The sequence below is a fragment of the Dictyobacter vulcani genome, assembly GCF_008974265.1.
In the GTDB taxonomy this organism is placed as follows: Bacteria; Chloroflexota; Ktedonobacteria; order Ktedonobacterales; family Ktedonobacteraceae; genus Dictyobacter; species Dictyobacter vulcani.
Map to the genome: position 1 here is coordinate 178,591 of NZ_BKZW01000001.1, position 25,394 is coordinate 203,984.

17 protein-coding genes and 2 pseudogenes are annotated in these 25,394 nt (G+C 46.9%); 17 read left to right on the top strand and 2 right to left on the bottom strand.

Going from position 1 to position 25,394, the window contains the following annotated elements:
- The first annotated feature begins 1 nt into the window (after position 1).
- The 3 genes from KDW_RS00765 to KDW_RS00775 all read left to right on the top strand — a co-directional run bounded on the left by KDW_RS00765 (position 2) and on the right by KDW_RS00775 (position 3,863).
- Positions 2–1,441 carry an Eco57I restriction-modification methylase domain-containing protein gene (locus tag KDW_RS00765; protein ID WP_151754200.1) on the top strand — a complete coding sequence of 480 codons (1,440 nt, stop codon included), beginning with the start codon at positions 2–4 and terminating at the stop codon, positions 1,439–1,441.
- Between the two features lie 86 nt (positions 1,442–1,527).
- Complete coding sequence (locus tag KDW_RS00770; RefSeq protein ID WP_151754201.1) at positions 1,528–3,621, top strand: Eco57I restriction-modification methylase domain-containing protein; 2,094 nt, start codon at positions 1,528–1,530, stop codon at positions 3,619–3,621.
- 44 nt (positions 3,622–3,665) lie between these two features.
- Entirely contained in the window at positions 3,666–3,863 is a 198-nt protein-coding gene (locus tag KDW_RS00775; protein WP_151754202.1) for a hypothetical protein, read from the top strand.
- 150 nt (positions 3,864–4,013) lie between these two features.
- On the opposite strand, the gene KDW_RS36390 is transcribed toward KDW_RS00775, so the two are convergent.
- Positions 4,014–4,448: a DUF6992 family protein gene (locus KDW_RS36390; protein ID WP_151754203.1), complete on the bottom strand. Its 435-nt coding sequence runs from the start codon at positions 4,446–4,448 to the stop codon at positions 4,014–4,016.
- A 465-nt stretch (positions 4,449–4,913) separates the two neighbouring features.
- On the opposite strand from KDW_RS36390, the gene KDW_RS00785 reads away from it, so the two are divergent.
- The 12 genes and pseudogenes from KDW_RS00785 (at position 4,914) to KDW_RS00840 (ending at position 20,979) form a co-directional block, all read left to right on the top strand.
- Positions 4,914–5,759: a DUF8726 domain-containing protein gene (locus tag KDW_RS00785; protein WP_151754204.1), complete on the top strand. Its 846-nt coding sequence runs from the start codon at positions 4,914–4,916 to the stop codon at positions 5,757–5,759.
- Positions 5,740–7,443, top strand: coding sequence for a DUF8815 domain-containing protein (locus tag KDW_RS00790; protein WP_151754205.1), 1,704 nt, complete (start codon positions 5,740–5,742; stop codon positions 7,441–7,443). Before KDW_RS00785 ends, KDW_RS00790 begins: the two co-directional genes overlap by 20 nt.
- A 108-nt stretch (positions 7,444–7,551) precedes the next feature.
- Positions 7,552–8,309: pseudogene (locus tag KDW_RS35670) on the top strand (SIR2 family NAD-dependent protein deacylase).
- A 135-nt stretch (positions 8,310–8,444) separates the two neighbouring features.
- Positions 8,445–9,527, top strand: a complete 1,083-nt coding sequence (locus tag KDW_RS00800; RefSeq protein WP_198925144.1) for a glycosyltransferase family 2 protein — start codon at positions 8,445–8,447, stop codon at positions 9,525–9,527.
- Between the two features lie 111 nt (positions 9,528–9,638).
- Positions 9,639–10,829: a glycosyltransferase family 4 protein gene (locus KDW_RS00805; protein ID WP_162004843.1), complete on the top strand. Its 1,191-nt coding sequence runs from the start codon at positions 9,639–9,641 to the stop codon at positions 10,827–10,829.
- A gap of 38 nt (positions 10,830–10,867) precedes the next feature.
- A complete protein-coding gene (locus KDW_RS00810; protein ID WP_198925145.1) occupies positions 10,868–11,830 on the top strand; it encodes an NAD-dependent epimerase/dehydratase family protein in 963 nt (320 codons plus the stop codon).
- 80 nt (positions 11,831–11,910) lie between these two features.
- Positions 11,911–12,300, top strand: coding sequence for a lysylphosphatidylglycerol synthase domain-containing protein (locus KDW_RS34735; protein ID WP_162004844.1), 390 nt, complete (start codon positions 11,911–11,913; stop codon positions 12,298–12,300).
- Positions 12,301–12,334: 34 nt separating this feature from the next.
- A pseudogene (locus tag KDW_RS34740) lies at positions 12,335–12,994 on the top strand (lysylphosphatidylglycerol synthase transmembrane domain-containing protein); the annotation flags it as partial.
- Positions 12,995–13,299: 305 nt separating this feature from the next.
- Positions 13,300–14,397 (top strand): efflux RND transporter periplasmic adaptor subunit, encoded by a 1,098-nt coding sequence (locus KDW_RS00825; protein ID WP_151754210.1) that lies wholly within the window; start codon positions 13,300–13,302, stop codon positions 14,395–14,397.
- 25 nt (positions 14,398–14,422) lie between these two features.
- Positions 14,423–15,841, top strand: a complete 1,419-nt coding sequence (locus tag KDW_RS00830) for a tetratricopeptide repeat protein (protein ID WP_151754211.1) — start codon at positions 14,423–14,425, stop codon at positions 15,839–15,841.
- Between the two features lie 230 nt (positions 15,842–16,071).
- A complete protein-coding gene (locus KDW_RS00835; RefSeq protein WP_162004846.1) occupies positions 16,072–19,371 on the top strand; it encodes a glycosyltransferase family 39 protein in 3,300 nt (1,099 codons plus the stop codon).
- Between the two features lie 300 nt (positions 19,372–19,671).
- Entirely contained in the window at positions 19,672–20,979 is a 1,308-nt protein-coding gene (locus KDW_RS00840) for a hypothetical protein (RefSeq protein WP_151754213.1), read from the top strand.
- Between the two features lie 83 nt (positions 20,980–21,062).
- Here KDW_RS00840 and KDW_RS00845 read toward each other — a convergent pair whose 3' ends face one another.
- The gene (locus KDW_RS00845; RefSeq protein ID WP_151754214.1) at positions 21,063–21,782 is read right to left on the bottom strand and encodes a hypothetical protein; all 720 of its coding nucleotides are present in this window, start codon (positions 21,780–21,782) and stop codon (positions 21,063–21,065) included.
- Positions 21,783–22,342: 560 nt separating this feature from the next.
- Here KDW_RS00845 and pgmB point away from each other — a divergent pair.
- Both pgmB and KDW_RS00855 read left to right on the top strand, forming a co-directional pair.
- The gene (gene pgmB, locus KDW_RS00850; protein ID WP_151754215.1) at positions 22,343–22,990 is read left to right on the top strand and encodes a beta-phosphoglucomutase; all 648 of its coding nucleotides are present in this window, start codon (positions 22,343–22,345) and stop codon (positions 22,988–22,990) included.
- A 61-nt stretch (positions 22,991–23,051) separates the two neighbouring features.
- Complete coding sequence (locus KDW_RS00855; protein WP_162004847.1) at positions 23,052–25,268, top strand: glycoside hydrolase family 65 protein; 2,217 nt, start codon at positions 23,052–23,054, stop codon at positions 25,266–25,268.
- The last annotated feature ends 126 nt before the right edge of the window (positions 25,269–25,394 follow it).

Below are 25,394 nucleotides of genomic sequence, written 5' to 3' on the forward strand. Positions count from 1 at the left end.
ATTGAGCATAGTACAACAAGAAGAGAAAAAACATCCTGATCGCCAGCACTATATTCTCACGATGCTTCTCAAGCATAATCTCTATGGTGTAGATCTGGCACCCGATGCCATTATGATGTGTCGACTGCGTCTCTACCTGGCCCGCCTGGCCTATGTTCAGCGCTTGGAAGATATTCAACCATGGAGCACGTTATCCTTTAATATACATACAGGAAATGCTCTGGTGGGAATGATCAGAGATTCTGGAGATAGTACTTCTACTACTGATCAAACTGCCATCAGACAAGCACACCAGCACCCATTCCACTGGCAGCAAACTTTTCCTGAAGTCTTCAGGGCCGGAGGCTTTGAGGTCATTATTGGAAATCCTCCTTACCTGGAATATAGTAAGGTTAAAGGTGAATATGCGATTGATGGGTATGAGGAAAAGAGTTGTGGCAATATCTATGCAGCCATTATTGAACGCTCTTTAGCATTATGTCGGCCAGGCCAGAGTCAACTGGGCTTGATTGTTCCGATCAGCCTGTGTAGTAGTCAACGTTTTACTGCGCTCCGACAACGATTATTCAAACAACATACGGCCCTCTGGCTGGCTAACTTTGAGATTTTCCCATGCCGCCTTTTTGAAGGCGCTTTTCAACGCCTCTCAATCCTCCTGGCCAGCCAACAGTCCAACTCCCTGGCACCTGCACTCTATGTAACGCGTATCCATCGCTGGTATACTGTTGAACGTCCTTATTTGCTCTCTCTACTCCACTATACTCAGGTGCAAACGTTACAAACGCAGACCCCTCTCACCTTTCCCAAACTGGCTTCTACACAACAAGAACACATTCTTCAACGGATACAACAAAGCGCCGCATCAATGAATATAGGAAAATCAATCGCGGATAAGCCAACAGATTACTATGTGTACTACCAGGAAGCAACAAATTATTGGATGAAGGCGGTTTGTCATGTGCCATTCTACAAAAAAAATGGACAGGTGATGGCTCCTCCTCATGGCAGGTTTCTCTTTTTTGCTGATTGGCAAACCGCACAGAGCGTTATGGCTGTCTTAAATAGTTCGCTCTTTTACCTCTGGTTCGCAAGTTTCTCTGATGGTTTCCATCTTTCACATGCACTGGTCAAAGATTTTCCACTCTCCCAGGCGCTCCTTCTCTCTTCAGAATTGAGTACATTGGCACAAAAACTTGAGCTGGATATTCAGATCCATGCTCGCCCGAGTACACGCAATACACAAAGTAAAACACCCGATACGCAAAGTGTACACCTTATCGAACTGACAGAGTATTATATGAGGTTCTCAAAACCAATTCTAGATGATATTGATCGCATACTTGCATTGTATTATCACTTTACTACTGATGATCTGGATTTTGTGCTGCATTATGATGGAAAACATCGTCTTACCAGCCAACACAAAAAGTATAAAGGGTAACATAAAACTTCAAATATACTTTACAAATAAAAAGCTACGGCATATTATGTGTAATAAAAGATATCTTACACAGTATGGAGTGTAGCGTGCTTAAAACTGAACGTTATTCAGCATTTCAGCCTATTGAGCAGGTCATTAAGCTTTTCTATGATCGCTTTAAAGTAGAGCGCGCGGCTTTCCAACACTATCTTTCGAGCGCAACACCTACTCTATCGACTGCTCAACAAGATCAATGGGCCTCTCTGCTGCTCAATCGCTTGATGTTTACCTATTTCTTACAAAAACAAGGCTTTTTAAATCGTGATTTGCTTTATCTCACCCATCAGTTGCAGGCGACACGCCAGCGCACGGGTCCAGATACATTTTACGTAGCATTCCTCAATCCCCTCTTCCATCAGGGTCTTGGCAGTTCGGTTCTCACGCCAGAAGCAATAAACTTATTTGGCCAGATTCCATGTCTGGGAGGAAGTCTTTTTGCGTTTCATGACCTTGATTACCACTGTAGTACGCTGGCAATTCCAGATAGGGCTTTTGAACAACTCTTTACGTTCTTTGATCTATATCGCTGGCATGTAGATGAGCCAGTCGATCTGGAGAAAAGCTTGTTGACACCTGATATACTGGGGTATATTTTTGAGCAATATATCAATCAACAGCAGATGGGGGCTTATTATACGCGTGAGGATGTGACGACATATATTGCCAGTAATACTATTATTCCAGCACTCTTTGATGGATTAGCACGGCTTTATCCTGCTGTATTCGGCTCAAATAGCCCCATCTGGCAACTCCTCCAACAACATCCTGAACGCTATATATATGATATATTGCTTGAGCAAAGCTATCTTCCAGATGAAACGCCGCGTGAATATAAGCTCCGCCTGCAAGCAGTTCAAACATTACAGGAACAGCTACACGCTGGCCGTATTACAACTATCGATGCAGTAATTTCGGCTAACCTGCAGATAAGTCGTTTTGCCTTAGATGCGCTACAGACCCTTGATAATCCAGCAATACTACTTACCTGTTATCAGCATCTGACCAAACTCAGCATCCTTGATCCTACTTGCGGCTCGGGGGCTTTTTTATTAGCGGCGGTGCGCGTACTTTTGCCTCTCTATGAGGCCTGCCTGGAAAAATTAGCGGCAACTACGACCAATCAGCTCCCACATCATCGTTATCATATACTTAAAACCATTATCACCCATAATCTCTATGGCGTTGATATCATGGAAGAAGCCATAGAAATTTGTAAGCTCCATCTCTTTCTAAGGCTTCTGGCACAGGCTGAACGCCTGGAGGATATAGAGCCGCTACCAATCATCGATCATCACATCCTGGTGGGAAATACGCTACTAGAGCTACAAGATTTCACAGTACACTGCTCTTTGGGTCTGCCTCCAACCAGCATTTCCCCTCAGGCGCAATGGCAATATAGCTTTCAACATATCTTAGCTCAAGGTGGTTTCTCTGTTATTATTGGTAATCCACCATATGTGGAGTATAGCAATCATACCTTTCCTTATGCACTCAAACATTTCTCCACCAATTCCTGTGCCAATCTCTATACCTGTGTTGTTGAACGCAGTCGCCAGTTGCTTTCGTCCCGTGGACGGCATGGAATGATCTTACCACTGGCAGCATTTGCAACCAGAAATATGCAACCGTTTCTGAGGGCATTTCTTCGCTGGTTTCCAGTGAGCTGGCTTTCTTTTTATCATTTTCGTCCCTCAATGCTTTTCTCGGGCGGTAAGGTCGCCAGTATTCCAACCGCTATATACCTGGCCAAACCAGAGGGTCAGGAGCAACGCTACAGCACCCGACTGCTCAAATGGGCACACGAACAACGTCCCTGGCTTTTTGCTCGCCTCACCTACCATGCAATCACTGCCCCGGATGATCCACTTAACCTCCACTATTATCCCAAGTTTAGCCATGCTGTTGAAGATACCATCCTGAAAAAATTGTTGCTCCACCAGCCTGTCAGCACGTATATTTCGCGCACACCCAATGCGAATACGATGTTCTATCGTACCGCTGGTGGACTCTATTGGAAAGTTTTTGTCAATTTCCCCTGGCCTTATGCCTCGACATCTAATAAGCAGTGCTTTTTCCTGCCGGATTATCATCGTGATGTGTTTGTCGCTCTGTTTAATAGTTCGCTCTTCTGGTGGTATTAACACGGTAACTTTTGATACCTTTAATGTAAAGGACTATATGCTTTTTGGCTTTCGCTTTAGATCCTACACATTATTCAATCATTCCATCAATTACTGATTATAACCAGCAATTGATGGATGATTATTGTCGTTATGCCAGACATCTCAAACGCGTCAGACCGATAGTTATACTATTTATGCCCGAAAATCAAAACCAATTATTGATCGCATTGATGAACTTCTGGCCCAACATTATGGGTTGACCGCAGAAGAACTAGATTTCATTATTAACTACGACATCAAATATCGCATGGGTCAGTCCCAGATCACGGAAAACCCAGTATAAGGTAAACAAAAGCTAAAGCGCCTGATTAGTCATAACAGTAACAATACAGCCAGCGTCGCCTGATTTCTCAGTCAAAAACCATCAAAAAGGAAATAGCCAGAGCCCCTGGACAAGAATACCCCAGCCCAATCCCTGGCGATCGAGCGACCCGGTAAACCGTCTCAGCATCCAAGGTTCCAATGAGTATATAGACAACATCCAGTCCAACATTCACCATTAAAATTCGCTGTAGCCAACCAATTTCTTTTTGCTCAGCCATGCGATCAATTTTTGCCTGGCGAAAATCCTGCTCTTTTGCGTCTGGCTCCACGGATACCAAATACCGCCAGGGCAGTGTCAATGGCTCCCCAGACGCATGCTTGCAGGCCGAACTGTTTCCAGAATACGGATGACATTGCCTGAAAAATAATGCCCGATGAGCATATTTACCAGACCCCAACCAAGCAAAATACCAAGCCGACGCTGCTGATAGCGATAAAAAATCATCAGATGTAGTTGTCATGTCTTCTCTTCATTTCTATATCTGCTACTAGACAAAAGCATGCCAAAAAATTTTACTATTAATAATGCGCCTGGGAATTCAGTATCGATGTAACTCAAACATATGCAGTAAACCTCAACATACATACCATCATCCAGGGATGGCCTTAACCAGAAAATATCTGCTTTCGTATTTTTCTCACCTTGAGTTAAAAGCGAAAAGCCTGCCAAAAAAGACGCTTATTGTCATATTTAGTGATGTCTTGAAGTAGTGGAAAGGGCCATTTTAGTATGCGTACTGGCTATAATAGCTGGCTCACAACACCAAATGCAAAAATCCTCATCTATGGATGTATTGGTCTTTGCATGCTGACACTTCTTTATTTTTGACCTGTACTATTTGTGGCTTTCCCCGCCTCCTCCTTCCACTATACAATCAACGGCCATAATTCAACAATCACGCTTGATTCTGGCTTTGAAAATACGTATGCGTTCAGGTTATTGGACACCTGTGCGTGTGACTATTGACAATAAAGGCCCGGCATTTACAGGCAAGGTCTCGGTACGTACCTTTTCAGGATCTATTCGTCAACAATCTATCGATGCGATCTCTCCATGGAGTTTTGAAGAACCTGTTACTCTGGCTCAGGGAGCACAGAAGCGTTTAACAATCAATGCACCACATTACGCAGGCAATCTGATCACACGTGGTTTTCTGGCCACGTTGAGCAATTCTCAGGGACAAATAATCAGTACGAAATCCACCCGTCAGGGCTATGAAGTGCAGCCCGGGGATACGCTGGTAGGAATCCTTTCAGATCATGATAACCTTGAGGCACAATTAAGTAAACTGACACTTGTCAATCAAGCCGGATCACTGAATGTCTCCCGCTTAGATATTCAGACACTACCCACCCTGGAAACCGTCATGGAAAATTTCGATGTGCTGATTCTCGATAATTTTGCGACTGATACCTTGAGTGCCCGGCAATTCACCATGCTCGAGACCTGGGTGAATCGCGGGGGCATTCTGATTGAAGTTGGTGGGCTTAATTGGCAGCGCACACTACAACCTCTTCCCAAGAGTCTGCTACCAGTCACGATGCAGGGACTGAATGTATTGCCAGAGCAGACCCACCTGCTCTCTTTTAATGGGAATACTATGCAGCCAGCAACGAAAGATATCCCACCTGTCGCGCCTGCCATTAGCACTGCAAGCATTCATCAGCAAAGTACATTTTCCACCATCCAGACAGTTGTTAGTATGAAAAAACATTCCACTGCTTGTTCAGGGACGCCAGGGTGCGGGCATCGTGTGTTATGTAGCATTTGATCCGGCGGCCCCACCACTGGATAGTGGGGACATCTCCTCAGGTATCTGGCAAACATTATTACAGCGAACCATGGGTGACCATTTATTGATTTCAAGTGGTGCGCAGAGTTATGATGGTGGACCTGGACAGATCTTGACGCGTGGCGGCCTGATCAATCTTCTGATGCCAACTATATCATCCACTCATCTGGAAATGTTTGGCCTTTTAATCGGTTATGTCCTGTTCCTGGGACCCATACGCCTATGGTACCAACGCCAATATCCACAGACACGTCGGCAAAGTTGGCGCATTATCCTGTGCGGTATTCTGGTTTTCTCAGTGCTATCTTATGGTGTGGCAGCCTCTGTAAAGGCAAGATCCATCATGAACAACAGTGTCTCTCTACTCCAGATTAATCAGGATGGAACGGTCGCCCATGTCACAACCTATCTGGAGATGCTTTCTCCAGAACAGGGTGATGTGAGTATTCAACTGCCAGAGGCAAATTTGACCGAGCCTATCGATGCACAATATCTGGATAGCACAACCACCCTTAACAATCAGACACAGATGGAGAGTACGCCCATAACGGTAACATATAATCCACACAACACGAATCTCACTTTACACAACAGTAAATTATGGTCTATGAACCCGGTAATTTCAGAACAAGATCTAGCGCTACAGGGCAAACTATCCGGACATCTAACCTTACACAATCATCATATGTTGGGAACAATCAAAAATAATTTACCAACCGCATTGAGCGATACCTATGTACTTTTCCCACACACGTTTATTTCCCTGGGCCATCTGGAGGCCGGTCAGACGCGTGAATTTGATACCTTCCTTAAAAATATCGCCCCCGCGTCCGAACAAACGCTGGCGGAACAGATTGCCAGCCGGGCAAAACTCCCCACTCAGTACTTTCCTTATCAACAGAAAAAGCAGCCACAAACTGATCAGCAACATCATTTAGCCCTCTTATCAGTTCTCAGTGGCATTGGCAACAGCTACTCTGCCTGTGAAGGATCATGTTTGACACACGCTATCACCAGCAAAAGTACCATTTATGTGACTGGCGGCCAGATACCTGATCCTAATCTCAAAAATGATTATGATCCATTACTTATTCCTGGCGCGCCGGCAACGTTGATCGCATGGGCGGATAATCCATTAAATGGGCTTCAGGCACCAGCAGTAAATCAGTTAACGACACAGGGACAACATACAAGTTTCTTGCAAATGCCACTTTCGGTGGATTACGCTGGCTCCATTACAGTTCCACAGGATAGTATCACTGGTTCGATCATTGAGATTACTAGCTTTGATGCAGGTGCTATTCTACCAGGCGTTTATACCCTCTCAACGGGAAATGTCACATTTGAAATGCCATTACCACAAATAAAAAAGCTTGATCTTGCTAGTTTTACCGTGACTATTCCAGATCTACTCAAGCGTCCTGCAGGTCCGGGGTCAGCCTCATCGCTCAATAACAGCAACATTTTAACCCGGATGTATAATTGGCAAACAAACACCTGGGAACAAATAACACTTACGCCAGAAGATACGTTCACGATCAATAAACCTGCAAGTTATACCGGACCTTATGGGCGCATTCTGGTTCAGCTAGCAAGCAAGGGTTCCTCACAAATTTACTTTGGCAAGCCCATACTCAATCTCAAGGGACAGGCACTGCATTGATCAAAATTCACTGTTTTTTTATGCTTGTGCTTGCCAGAGAGCTACTCAGGCGTTATATTTTAAAGAAGAGGATTGTCTTTACTGTACCGTTATTGATCGTCAGGATGCATGTTAAGTTTACAAGAACAAATCCAGGATACTGTTGAATTACTGCAAAACGCACGACAAATTGTAGTTCTTACGGGAGCAGGAATCAGTACAGAATCAGGCATTCCTGATTTCCGTAGTCCTGGCTCTGTCTGGCAACAGCAACCACCGGTCGGCTATCGCGATTTTATCAGTAATGCTGCGGCCCGCAGGCAATACTGGAAGACACGCAGCCAACTTGCGCAACAGGTAGCTGTAGCCCGGCCAAACACCGCTCATCAGGCTCTGGTTGTCCTGGAGCAAAAGCAACGCTTGCTCGGAGTAATTACGCAAAACTTCGATGGATTACATCAGGACGCTGGCCATCAACCCGAACGCATCGTAGAACTACACGGAACCTCGCGTTTTGCCGCCTGTACTCACTGTGGACACCGGTCATCAATAACAGAATTACAACAACGTGTGGATGCAGGTGAATATGATCCACGCTGCGCCTCTGTGGAGGTTATTTAAAAGCCGCCACCATCCTTTTTGGTCAGCGTATACCTGAAACTGAACTCAGTCGTGCCAAAGCACTGGCGAATGCCTGTGATCTCTTTCTGGTCATCGGCTCATCGCTGAAAGTTACTCCTGCCTCAATACTTCCTCGTCTGGCACTCCAGCGTGATGTCCCCCTCATCATCATCAATCTTACCCCTACCAGTCTGGATACACTCGCCGATGTTGTGATCCATGAACAAGCCGGATTGGTACTGCCAATGATTGTCACCCACCTCTAAATACCTGATGCTCGGATAGAAAAGTAGACGCACGTACCACTCAGCTAAAGTAGCCTGCTGAGATGTCGATTGTGTCATTTATAGAGGTCAATATACATGAAAGCTGATGTCCGTACTCTTTTTGGGGAAGTGTGTATGAGGGAGACGATGGTGAAAAAAAATAACAGTATACGTTCTAAATACTTGTCCGTCATTGTTCCTGTCTATAATGAAGAGGAAAGTATTCCACATTTGCACCAGCGCATCCATGCAGTTCTGGCCGAGCAGCCTTTTTCGTACGAGGTACTCTACATTGATGATGGCAGTAGCGATCAAACATTTCAACAATTAAGCAACCTGCTCGAAACAGATAAGCATGTACGCCTTGTGCGTTTTCAACGCAATTTTGGCCAGACCGCCGCCATGGCAGCAGGACTGGCCAACAGCCAGGGTCAGATTCTTGTTTTTATGGATGGCGACTTGCAGAATGATCCTGTCGATATTCCACGCCTCTTAGAGAAGATTGAAGAAGGCTATGATGTAGTCAGCGGCTGGCGTAAAAATCGTCAGGATGCAAAGTGGAGCCGAAAAGTTCCTTCTCAACTGGCCAACACATTAATTTCTAACGTTTCTGATGTCCATCTGCATGATTATGGCTGCACGCTGAAAGCTTATCGCTATGAGCTCCTGCGCCATGTACGCCTCTATGGTGAGATGCATCGCTTTATTCCTGCTTATGCCGCGCTCTATGGGGCACGTATCACGGAAATAGAAGTCAAACATCACGCGAGGCAATTCGGAAAATCGAAATATGGCATTTCCCGGACCGTGCGCGTCATACTGGATCTTATCACATTAAAGTTTCTGGGCAGCTTTGGCACCAAGCCTCTTTACGCCTTTGGCATTCCCGGCCTCTCAGCTTTAGGATTAGGCCTGTGCACTGGTGCATATAGCTTGCTACGTAGCCTTCTGCCTGATCGCCGGAAGAAGCAGCGCATCTCTTTGTTTCCTGTCTCACTTCTTTTCTTTAGTTTCGGTTTCCTCAGTATCATCTCAGGACTACTCGCTGAACTCCTCACTCGAACCTATTACGAGTCACAGGACAAACCGACATATATAGTTAAGCAGTTATCGCCAGAAGCACTTCCACAGCTTCAACTGATAGATGACAACCCTCAATCCTCGATCCAATCTACTGCTCAAGAGAACGGTGAAAAGGAAAATGCATCCAGCCACTAGCCATTTGAAACGCATCGTGGCAGTTCATTGAAGGGAATGTATGCGCTTCCCCTGAGACGCTGGACCCAATATATAGGCGACCTGGCAATCAATGCATACGAAAGGACAGAGATGAAAATTTTAATGATTGCACCTCAACCATTTATGGAGGAACGAGGAGCACCATTTGCCATCTATCATCATATTAAAGCGCTCTTATGCATGGGCCATACGGTTGATCTGGTCACCTATCATATTGGGAAGCCAGTAGAACTGCCTGGACTGCACATTTTTCGTATTCCGACCATCCCGGGTATTCACCAGGTAAAGGTTGGACCCTCAATGGCCAAGTTTCCTCTGGATCTATTAGTCTTCTTTGTAGCGCTATGGCGCCTGTGCATAACACGCTACGATTGTATGCATACACATGAGGAGGCTGGCGCCATGGGTGTCCTCCTAAGTCTTATCTTCGGTCGCAAACATCTTTACTATATGCACTCAGATCTATCCCAACAGATTGTGAGCTCAGAATTTACCAAAAATCCATTTATTATTCATTGCGTTAAACTGATTCAAAAATTGATCGTACGCAAAGCACATGGGATCATTGCCATTTGTCCCGATATTGAAAGGACAGCTCGCGGTATGACCAGCAAGACTCCCATTCATATGATTGAAAACTCAGCGGTAGATGAAAATTTGCCTGCGCCAACAATGGAGGAGGTTTTGCAGATTCGCGAAGAACTTGCCTTAGGAACTGGACCAGTCTTGCTCTATACAGGGACACTGGAAAGCTACCAGGGTATTGATCTGCTAATTCATAGTATTCCTGCTGTTTATAAAGTCTTTCCAGATATCCATTATGTGCTGGTTGGTGGTCAGACGGCTCAGATCGAACGACTATCCACCATGGCAAAAGAGTTTGGCGTCTACGATGCGATCCGCTTCATCGGCCAGAAACCACTGGCGGAAATGCCCAGGTATATGGCCCTCGCTGATATTCTGTTGAGTCCCCGTAGTAAAGGAACCAATACTCCTTTGAAATTATATACCTACCTGCATTCTGGCAAACCAATTCTGGCCACAGAAATTTATTCACAGACGCAGGTTCTTTCTTCAGAGACAGCACTGCTGGTACCTCCAACCGCGGATGGATTAGCTGAAGGGGCAATTGCACTTTTACGTAATCCACAATGGGCTAAAGCTCTGGGGGGAAATGGACGTCTGTTTGCAGAAGAGCATTATAGTTGGCGGGTGTTCCTAAAGAAGAGCACGTATGTCCAGGAGGAATTCTCTGCTGATTTATTAGAAATGGCGGCGTAAAACCAGACAGACTGCTATCGACTACCAAGGAGAACATCATGCGCTGTTTAGTTACGGGTGCAGCCGGCTTCGTTGGCTCCCATCTGGCAGAACGTTTATTGGCAGATGGACATGAAGTCTGCGGGGTTGATGCCTTTATTGACTATTATGACCGCGCGATTAAAGAGAAAAATCTGGAAGGCCCTCGTTCGTGGCGTACGTTTACGTTTGTTGAGGGTAATCTGATCCATCTTCCACTGGAAGCCCTGTTGGATGGTGTGGATTGGGTCTTCCATCAGGCAGCGCAGGCTGGTGTGCGCGCTAGCTGGGGTGAAGAGTTTGCCCGCTATACTGAGTGCAATGTCCTGGCCACTCAACGCCTGCTGGAGACAGTCCTACGCGTCGGGGGCGTTAAACGCCTGATCTATGCCTCATCTTCTTCGGTCTATGGCGATGCGATGACTTTTCCGATTGAGGAAGATACCCGACTACGCCCTTTCTCACCTTATGGGGTAACCAAATTGGCGGCCGAGAATCTCTGTACCCTCTATCACCATAACTTCAATGTTCCAACCGTCTCACTTCGCTACTTCACCGTCTATGGTCCACGCCAGAGGCCAGATATGGCCTTCCACAAATTTTGTAAAGCTATCTTACAGCATGAACCCATCCACATTTACGATGATGGATATCAGACACGCGACTTCACGTTCATCTCGGATATTGTCGAAGCCAACATCAGAGCCGCGACCTCAGAGACGGCTATTGGCCAGATAATGAATATTGCCGGGGGCTCATGCGTCACCTTGCGCAGCGTCATAGATATCCTGGAAGAGGTCAGTGGTTCTAGCATCAAAGTAGCCTTTGAGCAAAAACAACACGGGGATGTACGCCATACCTTTGCTGATACACGCAGGGCCCAACAGTTTCTCAACTATACGCCTTTGATCTCACTCACACATGGATTGGCAGAGGAGTTTGATTACGCTCGCTCACTCTATCGCCTGGTTAAATCCGCCTAGTTCATGCTTGTTCTTCAGGAGCAGACAACTGCCAGCGCTGCCAGCCAGTTTGCTCCGCTTGTATGCAAAGTGGAGGTGCAATGAGCATACCACGGCCACAGAAAAAAGATCTATCCCGGGAGAATTGCGCCCAGGCCGCAGCAGGGTCTCTGTCACCAAAACGTTCTCATAAGTTATTCTTTACACGCATCAAGTTCATACTCCGGCTCAGTTGTACGCTGCTTCTACTCACATTTCTCTTTAGATCATTTTCCTGGCCGAGCGTCCTACAGAAATTACAGCATCTTGACGATGGAGAAGTAGTAATAGGAGTGATTATTGGCTTGATTGGTGTCATGCTCAGCTCTTATCAATGGCAAAGTCTATTGGAAGGTGAAAGTATCCACATTGATCTTAAGAGACTGATCAATCTCTATCTTGTTGGCATTGCCTTCAATCATTTTTTACCTACCGGGATGGAGGTGATGTAGTTAAGGCCTATTATGTAGGCAAAGAAGGTCGCAATCCAGTGGCTCAATCAGTGCCGTCGTGATGAGCCGTGTGACTGGTTTTGTTGCCATGATCTGCGTTTCCGTTCCAAGTTTGCTCATCTGGCATGTAGCCTTTCCTACGTGGGTAGTTATCACTTATGGGCTCGCCAGTCTGGCCATGTGTAGTGCTCTGCCTGTGTTTTCTTTGCCGTCACGTTACTGCAAACTTACAGGGAAATGGGCCAGATATCGCATTGTCACTTCCTTGCTTGATATCGGGATGACGCTGCGGGAAAGTCTCAGGCATCCAAAGGCACTATGTGCGGCGACAGCTTTCGGAGTGCTTTTTCATCTTAGCGCGGCACTCAACTATTATGCCTTTGCCATGATCTTGCATATCCACATCCCGTTGCCTTTTTACTTGATTATTATCCCGATGGTCTCGCTCGTCTCAGTGCTACCAACAACGATTAACGGTTATGGCTTACGCGAAAGTACCTTTATCGCCATTCTCTCAAGTCTACATGTTGATCCGTCAAGTGCAACAGCGTTAGTGCTGTTGACAGAGTACAAAGATACTCAGGGCATTTTCTTCGCCATTATCGGCGGCACAATGTATCTGTTGATGAGGGAAAAGAAAATCGTCGGCAAGCCTGTGACAGAAATTATAGCTGTACAGGACCGTACAGTCTAAGCCATGATTACTGTATAAATATCAGGTCGATGCGCCCATCTTGCAGCAGTACCATGCCAGCGTGCTGGCTCACAATGCTCCATGTTCATGGACATGTTCAGCTATGGAGAATTTACTATGGACGAAAGACGGTCTCAAGTGTTACCTGAATATACTGAACCTTCTGAATCAGCCTCAAAGTTCCTACCGAAATCCGGGAAAGGACAGCTGAAAGATATGAAGGACCAGGCTACGTCTTCTTTGACCAGTAAAAATACTGAACCTGAAATAAAAAAGGCCCCGGGCAGCAGTCTCCCTGGTCCTCATTGTTACAACGTTCAAAGGCTGGTATCCAGACTTCAAAGCAACATTTTAAACAACAATCCAGACGCTCACGAGCCGTGAGCATTACTGTATTGGTTGCCACAGTACTCCTGATCGCCCTTATCCTCTATACCCTGTGGTATTCATTCCTGGCAACTCAACAGGTAACGGTCTTTAGCGTCGGCCGACAACAGCAAGTCGTGGAAAATGTGGGTGGTGGTGGACTGGTGGATGCCAAACAAAGCTTTAATGTCCAATTTCCACTGGCAGAACGTGTTTTAAATGTCATGGTCAAACCCGGCGACCATATTAAACACAACCAGGCACTGCTCAAATTGGATCCTTCGCAGCTAAACGCACAAATACAACAGGCCGCCAATGATGTTACCGCGGCTCAGGTGTATCTGAATTCGGTTTCAGCTACTGCCATCAATCCAGTTACGATAGCACAGGCTCAACAAGCTTACCAGGTCGCAAACAACCATTATCATGCCCTGCTCGCACAAACGAACAATCCAACCCTGCATAGCGGTAACCTGATCTCTCCGGTAGATGGAACCGTTATTACGGTCGCGATCAGTCCTGGTGAGGTTTTTGCCGCCAATACCATCTTGATGACACTCATGGATCAGTCTTCAGTAATTATCCATACCCAGATCCCCCTGGCGAATCTACAACAGGTGCAGATGGGGGCCGTGGCCCACATTACCCCTTCCGCCTTGCCGGATGTCACGCTGGATGGAAAAGTAACAGGTATTATCCCACAGGCGAATGCCCAGACTGATACCTTCCAGGTTGATGTTACCGTTGTCAATAATCGACAACTTCTGCTACCTGGGATGAGTACCTATGTTCGTGTAGAAGGTCAGCAGACCGCGTTTGTCGTGCCACGCATTGCGGTACTTAATCCCGATCATGAATCATCGGTCTTCCTGGTTCATAATGGCCGCGCTTATCTAAAGCAGGTTCACGTGGCTGGTTCAGCTGCCAATGTTTTCTATATTGATAGTGGGCTTAGCGCGAATGATCAGATTGTGGTGTTACCACTGAACCGTCTGCATCATGGACAGGCAATCACCATTAACTCAGTTGAACACTAAGGCTGGAAATGAGGGGAAGAAGAACATGGTTACCTCGAACCGACCCTGGTCCGCCCGGCGCTGCTGGGAACCGTACCGGGTAATTATCCCAGGGAGTGCTGGCGTTGGTATGCTGATTGCTAGCGTGTTTCCCTGGTTCACCGACCCCTCGGGAACACGCCTGACGGCATGGCAACTGCCGGTCGACCTCGGTTGGCAGTTGCGCTCGGGCATGTTCAACTATGGGCTACTTTGCACGTGCTGTGCCCTCTACATCTTTTTTGTGACGCATCAAACCTGGCAGATACTGCGGGCACAATACAGCGCCGATCCCACTTACCTGCTGGCGGCACCCCGTGTATCGCTCACTCGAAATTATATCATGGCCGGATTAGCATGTTTGCTGCCAATGGGATTATTCCTTTTTCAGTTTCTCTGTGCAGATATGCTCACTATCGCCGAGGTGACGCGACAACAGATTCAGCTGGAACTGGCACGCACCCATCTGGGCTATCAGTCCACTCCAGAGTTCACGCCAATTTTACCGTTTACCTTGCACCAATCCCATATGCTTGGGCGTTTTGCTATCCTGACAAATCAATTGGGCATGGGGTGGTTTCTACCGCTGATCAGCCTGGCCATTCTTTTTACGGCCAGGATTTTTCTTCCGCTGCGTATACGCTTGTCAGAACTGGCATTCCCACTGTTACCCTCGGAGCGTCGCCGCCGGGCCTGGCTCCTTGGAATTGCCGGACTGTTTGCACTACTCATCTTTGGCCGTGCACCCGCTGCATTGGCCAGTCAGGCCCAGGCTGATCACTTGCTAAGTGTAGGAGAGTATGCCAATGCTCTCAACTGGCTGGATCATGCGCGTACACTCAATCCCTCACTTGAAGAAACATTGGATTACCATATTGCCCGGGGGAATGCCTGGTACTTTCTCCATCCACATCAACCAAATGCTGAAAGCGACGTGTATCTGGGCAATTACTATCGTACCCAGAATGACATCTATAGTGCCTATCAGGCCCTGCAAAATAGTTGGAGTAAATATGCTCATACGTCCTGGCTACGCGATGAGGTCAGTCTGTCTTTAACACAAATGGCCGAGCTTAGCCACCCACTCAGAAGTATTCCAAGGGCAGCACTGACCAATAATGAACCGGCTTTACCCTGGCTCACTGAACTATTAAAACTTGATGCAACCAATTTTTATGCACAATTTACGGTTGGGCGTATTCTCTATGATTTGCGGGATGATGCCGGATGCGAAATGCATATGCGTATGGTTCTTACTCTAAGTGCCAGTCCAGAAATGCAATCAGCCGCTTATACCTATATTGCTTTGAGCAGATTCGATGCTGGAGATATCAATAACGCACGCGAGTATCTATATAAAGCTCAGGATCTTGACCCGGCCTATCGTAATAATACCGCGCGCCAGCGCATGTCAGGAATGCGGTAATCGCGCATGGCATCTCCTCCTACTTAATAAAAAAACATTTGTGAACGCTGCTAGCAAAGTTACCATATCTCAACTGATCAGGTACCAATAGTTGAGATATGGTAACGCCATTGGCTGTGTGCTAGCGATATTCACGATTGCATTTCAATAGCATGACATGGAGAAAGGCAATGAGCGTCATTTCCTCAAAAATTTCCAGAAGAGACAAATCTCCACAAGGAAAACTTGAGATGCTGGCCGTACAACGGACAAGGCATCGTCTTGCAAACTTTACTTTGTGGTTGTGTCTGCTGCTTGCGTGTACCGGAGCAAGCTGGTTTGCCTTCCAATATACGCTGATACCACAACAACAGACGTATGTGCCCCAATGGCATGGAGCCCATTGGATTGAACCAGCCGATGCCAGCGCACCAGTAGCTTATTATCACTATATGACAAACTTTAATACTGTTCCAGATAACGCTTTTGTGTTGATTACAGCTAATCAGGTTTTTCGCTTGTTTGCTAATGGCATTTTTATCGGCGCCAATACCCAGGATTTTGACCATGGCGAAGCGCCACGTAGCTATATGTTTGATCTAGACTCTGTTTTGCAAGCTGGTGTCAATGCATTTAGTATACGTGTGGTCGATGCGGACCAAAAACATCCTCAGCTCCGCGCCTCCATAGGTCTGAGTTGGGGTGGTCAGACTCACTATATTGGCAGTGATGCTTCCTGGCAGGCGACCGGAAGGACGATGCTGGCCCATGCCCGTGGTGCTCCCAAACCGTATAGCTGGACGCTTAACACATTTGATACGACCTCCTGGCAACCCGCGCACCTGGTCAGCAGGCCACAATATACTGATGCACTGCTTACAGTGGATCCAATTGTCTATACCCATCCCTTACCTTCACACTGGCTAAGTGCAGAAGGTGGACAGGAGGGCTACTTTGTACGTCAACTCGATGTACCAGAGCAGACTGGTGGCATTCTACTTCGCTTGATCGCCACCGGCCAGGCAAATGTTTTTATTAATGGCCATCAGTATATGCAATGGGATGGTCAACCTCCAGTCCCACAACAAACCCTCACCACCATCCTGGATGCGGCAGATGATGAGCCAGTTGTCTATCGTACTGGCCTGATTACAGGAGTTTATGATATTACTCCTTATCTACATAAAGGACACAATACGCTGGCCATTCACGTACTGGCTCCAGGAAACAGTACAGCTAAAGTGGGATTGGATCCACTGAAGAACGCGATTGCGGTTGATGTTCTGACCCAGACCGGTAGTACAGTCAGCAATCTAACCGCACAGGACACAAAGTGGCGTGTATCCACACAGGCAGTACCCAACTGGATCAGTGGCGGCAGTACCGTCGCGCAATGGTCAAATCCCAGTCCTATCGGACGTCCCGGGGCCAGTATGTCTTATTACTTGCCGGATAATAGTACACCCCGCAATGTGATCTCCTTGCCGCCAATCCTGGTTGCTAAAGCTATCATCTACAGCAGCCTCGCTATTCTAGCTTTCTGGCTCTTACTGGCCTTGCTGGTTCTCCAACCCTACTATCCCTCACGTAAAGCAGCCTTTGAGGCAGCCAGCCTGGTGTTTTTACCTGCATTGGCTCTCGAAGCACTGCTCATTGTGCTGGCGCGTGAGCCGTTATTACCACAACCATTTCCCTATACAACAGTGTGGGGATGCATCTTGCTTGCACTGGTAGGTGCCAGTGCACTGGGACTCTGGCTTAACGCACGTTACCGGCAACAACGCACACCCATTACCGAAACGCAGCCAACAAATGTCGGAGATGATCATATGCAACAGCCAGTGGTTACATCAACACTAGCTGTTGCCAGACCACCACATTCCTGGCAGCGGCAGCAACTACTGGTCTGGAGACAGCAGCTATTCGCCTGGCTGCGTCAAAACTGGGGCCTCATCCCTATTATGGCCTTGATCATTCCGATGAGCATTTACAGTATTGGTTATGAGCCATTCTGGCAGGATGAACTATCGAGTTACAATGCAGCTCGCAATATTATGCTGCACGGCTTTCCAGCTTTTCCATCTGGCTTCATTTATCCAAAAGGAGAACTGTATTCGTACTTGCTTGCTGCCTTCATGTTCATCTTTGGTACAACGGGACAGGTAGTACCACGCATAGTCAGTCTGATTGAATATCTGGTCAGTATTCCACTGCTCTATATATTCACCCAGCGTCTGTTTAATCGAAAAATTGCCTGGTTAGCTGCGGCAATGCTGGCCTTCTCTCCCTATGCGCTTAACTGGTCCCGACAAACACGTATGTATGAACAGGCTCAGTTCATGGTTATCGTTGTGGTCTACATGCTGTATCGCGCAATTGAACAACGCGAAAAAAAGCGACCAGTCTACCTGGCGATCGCCTGTCTGGTACTGGCCTACTTGAGTCATGAAGAAAACTTTATTATCCTACCAGCAGCACTGATCTGTACGCTCCTGGCAACGCGTGAAGCCCCTTATGGCATGCCCTATATCCTGCGTAAAAAACACTGGTGGATACCAGCCTTGACTGCCTGTGCATTGATTATTATTCAATTACTGGCGGTTTTCTGGACCCACCCTCCAACCTTTGCCACGGACCAGAGCCGGCGTCCACAAATACAGCCAGGCTTCGATAATGTCCCTTACTACTTTTCGCTGCTGTTCAAGCAGATTGCGATTAAAGATAATGCGGCTCCATGGCTGCTGACACAGCCCTGGTTGATTATTAATTCCTTGTTAGCAGTGCTAGGCATTGTGCTGGCTTTTATCCATAAGGATCGACGCCCGCGCTTCTATGCCTTGTTTCTGGTTATCGCCAGTGTCACATTAATCATGGTGTTTACCATGCAAGCGGATCGCTACTACTATCCCTTGTTACCCATTTACTACATACTGGGAGCCTACGCTTTCTGGAATGTTCTGAGTCTTCTCTGGCGTTTCGCTCGTCCCCATCTGGTCCTGAATACATTCTCAGGAAATGGACGTCGTCCCGATGTATCTCTACCCATACGTATAACACTGGGCACGATCATAGCGATCCTGGCTTTTAGTGTCCTCGTTTTTCCCGCCCTACCACTGAGCAACTATAACCTGCTTGTGAGTCGGACATTGGGATTAAGTTATCGTCACCATTTTGCTGACTATGACAATGTTTCAAACTATATGAAGGGCCATCTCAAGAAAGGTGATACAGTTGTCACCATCGCACCTGCTGTTTCTGTCCTCTACTATGTTGGTCAGGCCGATTACTACTTCTCGATTGACCGCGCGCTCTTCTTGATTGAGCAGAATGGCAAAATCGTTGAAACTACTTCGGGAAGTAGTCCATTGCTCAATCCCAAAGATTTCCAGAACGTGCTGGCAACGCATAATCGCGTCTGGTTGATCACAGACAATGGCGGCTATCAGGGAGGCGTAACCAAGCTGGGTCGTTTTACCTTCCCACCAGCGGATTTCCGCATGGTCTATGAAGGTTATGGGTCGGCAGTTTACTTCCGAGGTAGCGATGGCTAGTCTACGATCAGGCAATGTCGATAATAATAAACATGAATGCACCATGTGCTAAGTCAATGTTCACCCTGTACAACATAAAAATAGCGCGGTAATAAGACCATAGAGGAAGGGAGTGGATATAATCCGTCTCCCTTCCTCTAGCAGATATATTGGGTTTCATAAAAACAACAACCCGAAACTGGCTACATAGATCTATGCACATTTTTTGTATCCCTATCATTCAGGCATTACAACTATATGCTTTTTCCCTTATTGCATACCGCAAAAAAAGTGTTCGGAGATGAGAAAGTAGGTAATTATATGCAGCAAACTACGCCGATGGCAGAGTTGCCCGCTGCCAATTTTCCACCAGCAGAAGAACGGTCAGAAGCTGTAGAACAAAGCAAGAATCCTGTAAAAAAGCAAGAGCCACAACTGTTAGCAAGTCAGGTCTGGGCGTATCGACTCTTATGGATCACATTCTTCATTTTTTTCGCTTCGACAGGCGCTGGAAAATTGTGGGATCGCGTCTGGCATGCAACGGTGCGCTTTGATACCTTCTGGTCACCACCACATTTCTTTGTGTTTGTGATGACATCTTTAACGGCGGCGCTGGTTGCATTGATCGCCTTCACACCAAAGTTACGTACCTGGTATGGACCATCTGTACGTGTTCCGTTTTTGCCATTTGAGATTGCTGGCTCACTGGTAGTGCTGGGAGGCGGTCTGACGGCCTTAAGTATTACGATTATGTTCGATAATTTCTGGCACTCAACCTATGGCCTGGATGAGACCCAATGGTCTGTTCCTCATTGCATGCTGGGTTGGTCATGGTTAACCATCATTCTCGGCTTTATCGCGGCTCGCCTGGCTTTTCGAGAATATCGTCCCACCAATTGGATCACGAATCTGGTCATGGCCCTCTTAATCCTGGAATTCCTCTGTCCAGCGGTTCTGGGACCATTCTATCTGATGTATTCACCGCATCTGGTTGATGCCTTAAAAAACATTCCCATTGTGCGTACAGAACCATCAGCTCAACATATGTATCGCATCTATGAACAGTTTGGCCTGACGCGTCAGACCCACCTGCTGTTCATTCCTATCGTCACAGCCTTTGCTGGAGCAGCCATTGTGATGCTACGGCGGCTGGATGCACGCAAGCGTGTCTTCTTGCTGGCACCATTACTGTGGTCATTGCTTTTAATGGGTCGTGACTGGTATACGCTCTACTTCTTACATTATGCTGGCGCAAGAAAAATCGTCGATATCATCCCGATTATCCCTAGAGAACCATCGCTGTGGATGCCAATCCCTCTGTTTGTAGCCGCAATCGTCTACAGTGTGCTGTGCCACAGTAGTTTCAAGCATAATCGCATTCTCATTATCAGCGGACTCGTCTTTAGCATCTGCACTTTCTGCATCTGGCATACCAGTTCCTGGATGATTCTCCTGGCTATTCCAGCCTGCGCTACCATGCTCCTGGGAGCCTGGATTGGTAATTACATTTACAATATCATGGAAAAGCCACGTCTGGAAACACTGGTAAGTTTCCTGCTGGCGACCTGCGCCCAGATACCCGCCGTCCTCGGTATCGTAGATCTGTTTATGCGCCGCGCCACTCCGTAACATTCTTCCCTGAAAAAGAGGTACATTCCTGGTTAGAATGTACCTCTTTTATTGATGCATGGAAACGTATTCACAATAACAGCTTATTTACCTGCCGGCTTAGCATACAGGCCAGTTTGTGAGACATAGACATCATAGGTCTGGCTATCAGCAGGCTGAAAAACGGCGTTACCATAGGCAGCATCGACAAAAGGAGAGGTCCAGGCTTGCTTGTAGACCGTCTTGAAAAAATCTCCGTCACCACCATTCAGCGTAACGACTGTATGTTTGGAAGTGCTTTCCAGATTTGGATCACTGTAGGTGCCTTCCAGGCGCGTAAGTTTATAACTGGAATGGATGCCAAAGATATTCATCCAGGACGGAAATTTCACCATTGTGCATTCTAATTGCCAGCGATCACCATTCATACTATAGACTTTACTTGCAATCGGCTTACCATTATTATCCAGTGTTGTTAATGAAACACTCATATGCTGTGGATCATTTTCAAATGTTTGCGCATGTACCTGCGCGACTTTAACGTCGTTGGTTAATCCCAGGTAACTTTGAATCGAAAAAGTAAGCCAGAGCAGAAAGAGGGCCAGGATCAGCATCAAGACGCCACCAGTGCCTCGTTTCCAACGGAATCTACGGCGATGCTTACGCCAGCGTTTATACTGCCGACCATCTTCATCTTCAAATAACTCCATTTCTCGCTGGCCACTCATTAATCCCATGAGTGATGAAATGAGGAGTGCAATACCAATTACAGCAATCAAAAACAAGAATAATTGCGGCGGCCCAACCTGTATCGGTGTATTCATAAAAATCCTCAGCCTTTCGGATGGTGTTGAGAAACATCTCAATGAGCTCAAGCAGACATCTTCTTAATACTATACGACCCGGACACTTTTTTCAGTTCAAGTCATTCCCGATAGGAATTTTTCTCATTTCACGATAACGCTCGCTACGCGCTAGTTTCCCATCCGCTAGAATAAATCCTTTACTTCTATAAACGTAGCCACCTTATAATTTTCTAATCAGAGCAACCAATCTTTTCCTGAAAAATGCAGAGTGAACGTTGCTCACTTGCGGCTCACAAAATCACCAGAACGCAACACGTGTCAACCGATCAGTTACCCCGAGAGGATGCAACCTGTCAGGCAACGTCACGTATATCTTTGAATGCTAGACCGCAATTATCAGAGTACGATATACTTACACCCGTTCACCATATGCTGACATTTTGATGCATATAAGAATTATGCCTCTTTTGAGGGCTACGTTGTCAACATTTCAGCATGATCATCGTTTATAAACTAGGGACTATAACCAAAAGGCCTGTTGAGGCCATTTTACTTTTTTAGCGCGAGAGGAAGCATGTATGCCAAAAGCAAAAGCGATCTTGTTCGACCTGGATGGAGTTCTCACTGATACGTCGGAATATCATTACCAGGCCTGGAAACAATTGGCCGATGAAGAGGGCATTCCTTTAACAAAGGAGGAGAATGACGCCCACCTGCGTGGCGTGGGCAGACGCGATTCCCTGATGTATATTATTCGCGGTCGTAATTACAGCGAAGAACAGATTCAGGATATGATGAAGCGCAAAAATGACTACTACAACAAACTCATTGAGAAAATGAGCCCGAGCGAGGTTGTGCCAGGTGGCAAAGAGTTGCTACAGGAGATTCGCCAGGCTGGCTTGAAAAGCGCGGTTGCTTCCGCTAGCAAAAATTGCCGCATCGTACTGGAACGATTACAAATTATTGATCTCTTTGACGGTATTGCAGATGGCAATAGTGTCGTCAATGGCAAACCGGCCCCCGATATTTTTGTTTTTGCCGCTGGACTGGTAGGAACGTCGGTTATTGATTGCATTGGTGTGGAGGATGCTGATGCCGGTGTCGAAGCGATTAAAACAGCAGGGATGTATGCGCTGGGCGTTGGTCCTAAAGAGCGCTTTAAACGCGCTGATAAAGTGGTACCAACCATGGAAAATGTTCGTCTACGGGATATATTGGCAGATTAATGAGCGCCTGATGGGGCGTTCTTTTGTGTTTTCACACAAAAACAAGCATGGAGGATGCGAAGTGGGAAATCTCTGGCAAATAAGCGAAGAGTCATTGAGTACCAATCTCAAGCAGATGCAGAGCCAGGAGACTGTATTTACTGTTGGTAACGGCTACTTCTGTACACGCGGAACCTTCGAGGAGGGCTATCCGCACGGAACACCGGCGACACTGCTCTTTGGTGTGTTTGATGCAATTCCAATCGCCAAAGAAGAGCTTGCAAACGCGCCAGACTGGGTTGGTATCCAGTTGTTTGTCAATGGCGAACGTTTCCGGCTTGATAAAGGAAAGCTGTTATCATATACACGCACACTCGATATTCAGACTGGCTTGCTCATACGCACTGTACAATGGGAGAGCCCTTCTGGCATCAAGGTGCGGATCAACAGTGAGCGCTTTGCCAGTCTGGCCGACGAACATCTGGGTATGATTCGCTATAGCGTCACGCTCGATGAAGCGCCAAAAGATCAAGCCGTTGATGTTTCTTTGCGTGCTAACTTTAATGCCGCTCGTGGTAATTATGATGTTATGCACTGGGATACCCTTGACCAGGGCCATACTTCTGATTTGCTCTGGCTGGAGAGCCGCACGAAAAAAACACAGGTGACCCTGGCACAGAGTATGAGCTTTAATTCTGGTGATAGCGAGTTACGTAAAGAATTTGTTGATGGTGATACTGAACCAAGTATTCGCCTGACTGGCTCATTGGCTCCTGGAGCGACGATTACTGCGGAAAAAGTGGTGATGATGTATACCTCACGTGATGGAGACGAACCATTACAGGCAACCCTCGATCATCACCAGAAGCTTCTGCATACCGCCGCTGAGGCAACTGCTGGCTCGGCACACACGGTCCTTGTTTTTGATGATCAATTTCAGCAACAAAAAGCTGCCTGGGAACAGTACTGGCAACAAGCAGATGTCGTTATTGAAGGCGACAATAAAGCACAGGTAGGTGTACGCTATAATATCTATCAGTTGCGCATCAATGTCTCAGCTCACGATAGCCGCTATAGTATTGCCGCCAAGGGTATGACTGGCTTTGGCTATCGTGGACACGTCTTCCATGATACTGAGATCTTTATGCTGCCCTTCTTCACATATGTGCTGCCAGACATTGCTCGTGATCTTTTGCTCTATCGCTATCACCTGCTAGCCGCTGCCCGCAAAAAGGCTGCCAGCAACGGTTATGACGGGGCACAATTCCCCTGGGAAAGTACGCTTAATGGTGAAGAGACGACACCACCATCGATCGTCCATCCCGAGACGGGTGAGGTCATGCCAGTCCTCAACGGTTTTATCGAATTGCACATTACCTCAAGTATAGCCTACGCGACCTGGGAATACTGGCGGGTTACTGGCGATGATGCCTTTATGCGGGACTATGGAGCCGAGTTGCTGCTGAGTACTGCCCTCTTCTGGGACAGTCGAGCTGAGAAGAATGAGCATCATCATAACTACACCATCTCGGATGTTATTGGTCCCGATGAATGGCATGAGCACGTCAATAACAACGCTCATACGAACATCATGGCCAAGCGCAATATTCAGACAGCCCTGAGCACGCTGAAATGGCTGAAAACTGCCGCACCCGCTAAAGCAAATGCGTTGACGGAGCAATTGAATCTCACTGATGAGCGCTTAATGCATATGCAAGATGTACAGGAACATCTCTATGTGCCTCAAGATGCTCACACTGGCTTGATCGAACAATTCGATGGCTTCTTCAAACTTCCAACCTTTGACCAGAGCAAATATAAAGGTCGTAAAGATTCCTATCAGGGTATCCTGGGTATTAGCGAGGTACAGAAATATCAACTCATCAAGCAAGCAGATGTGTTAATGATGCTGACCATGCTACGCCAGGAAACCGATGAAAACACCAAAAAAGTCAACTGGGATTACTACTTCCCGATTACTGACCATGACTATGGTTCCTCATTGACACCCGCCCTCCACGCCATCCTGGGCAATGAACTCGGCCATACCGAAGAAGCTTACCGGATGTTTATGAAAGGTGCCCTGGTAGACATCGAAAACCTCCGTGGCAATACACCCGAAGGTATCCATGCCGCGTGCTCTGGCGCTGTCTGGCAAGCCGTGGTCTTTGGCTTTGCAGGACTGCGCGTCACAGAAACAGGCTACAGTACCGAGCCACACTGGCCCGACAACTGGCAACGCCTGGCCTTCCAATTCAAACACAAAGGAGAGACAGTCAAAGTCGATCTGCACCGTTAATCTTTCCCAGCATATAACACAGTACAAGATGCAGGAAGAGTGGGTATCTCTTCCTGCATCTTGTACTGTCACTCAGAAATATCCATATTCAAAGCTTGATCACGCTTAATAACTCAATAAAAAAAC

Excerpts from the sequence above, each read along its gene's own strand:
- KDW_RS36390 (WP_151754203.1), bottom strand. The coding sequence starts at position 4,448 with ATGACAACTACATCTGATGATTTTTTATCGCTATCAGCAGCGTCGGCT.
- KDW_RS00785 (WP_151754204.1), top strand. The coding sequence starts at position 4,914 with ATGCGTTCAGGTTATTGGACACCTGTGCGTGTGACTATTGACAATAAA.
- KDW_RS00800 (WP_198925144.1), top strand. The coding sequence starts at position 8,445 with ATGAGGGAGACGATGGTGAAAAAAAATAACAGTATACGTTCTAAATAC.
- KDW_RS00805 (WP_162004843.1), top strand. The coding sequence starts at position 9,639 with ATGAAAATTTTAATGATTGCACCTCAACCATTTATGGAGGAACGAGGA.
- KDW_RS00810 (WP_198925145.1), top strand. The coding sequence starts at position 10,868 with ATGCGCTGTTTAGTTACGGGTGCAGCCGGCTTCGTTGGCTCCCATCTG.
- KDW_RS34735 (WP_162004844.1), top strand. The coding sequence starts at position 11,911 with ATGAGCATACCACGGCCACAGAAAAAAGATCTATCCCGGGAGAATTGC.
- KDW_RS00830 (WP_151754211.1), top strand. The coding sequence starts at position 14,423 with ATGGTTACCTCGAACCGACCCTGGTCCGCCCGGCGCTGCTGGGAACCG.
- KDW_RS00835 (WP_162004846.1), top strand. The coding sequence starts at position 16,072 with ATGCTGGCCGTACAACGGACAAGGCATCGTCTTGCAAACTTTACTTTG.
- KDW_RS00840 (WP_151754213.1), top strand. The coding sequence starts at position 19,672 with ATGCAGCAAACTACGCCGATGGCAGAGTTGCCCGCTGCCAATTTTCCA.
- KDW_RS00845 (WP_151754214.1), bottom strand. The coding sequence starts at position 21,782 with ATGAATACACCGATACAGGTTGGGCCGCCGCAATTATTCTTGTTTTTG.
- pgmB (WP_151754215.1), top strand. The coding sequence starts at position 22,343 with ATGCCAAAAGCAAAAGCGATCTTGTTCGACCTGGATGGAGTTCTCACT.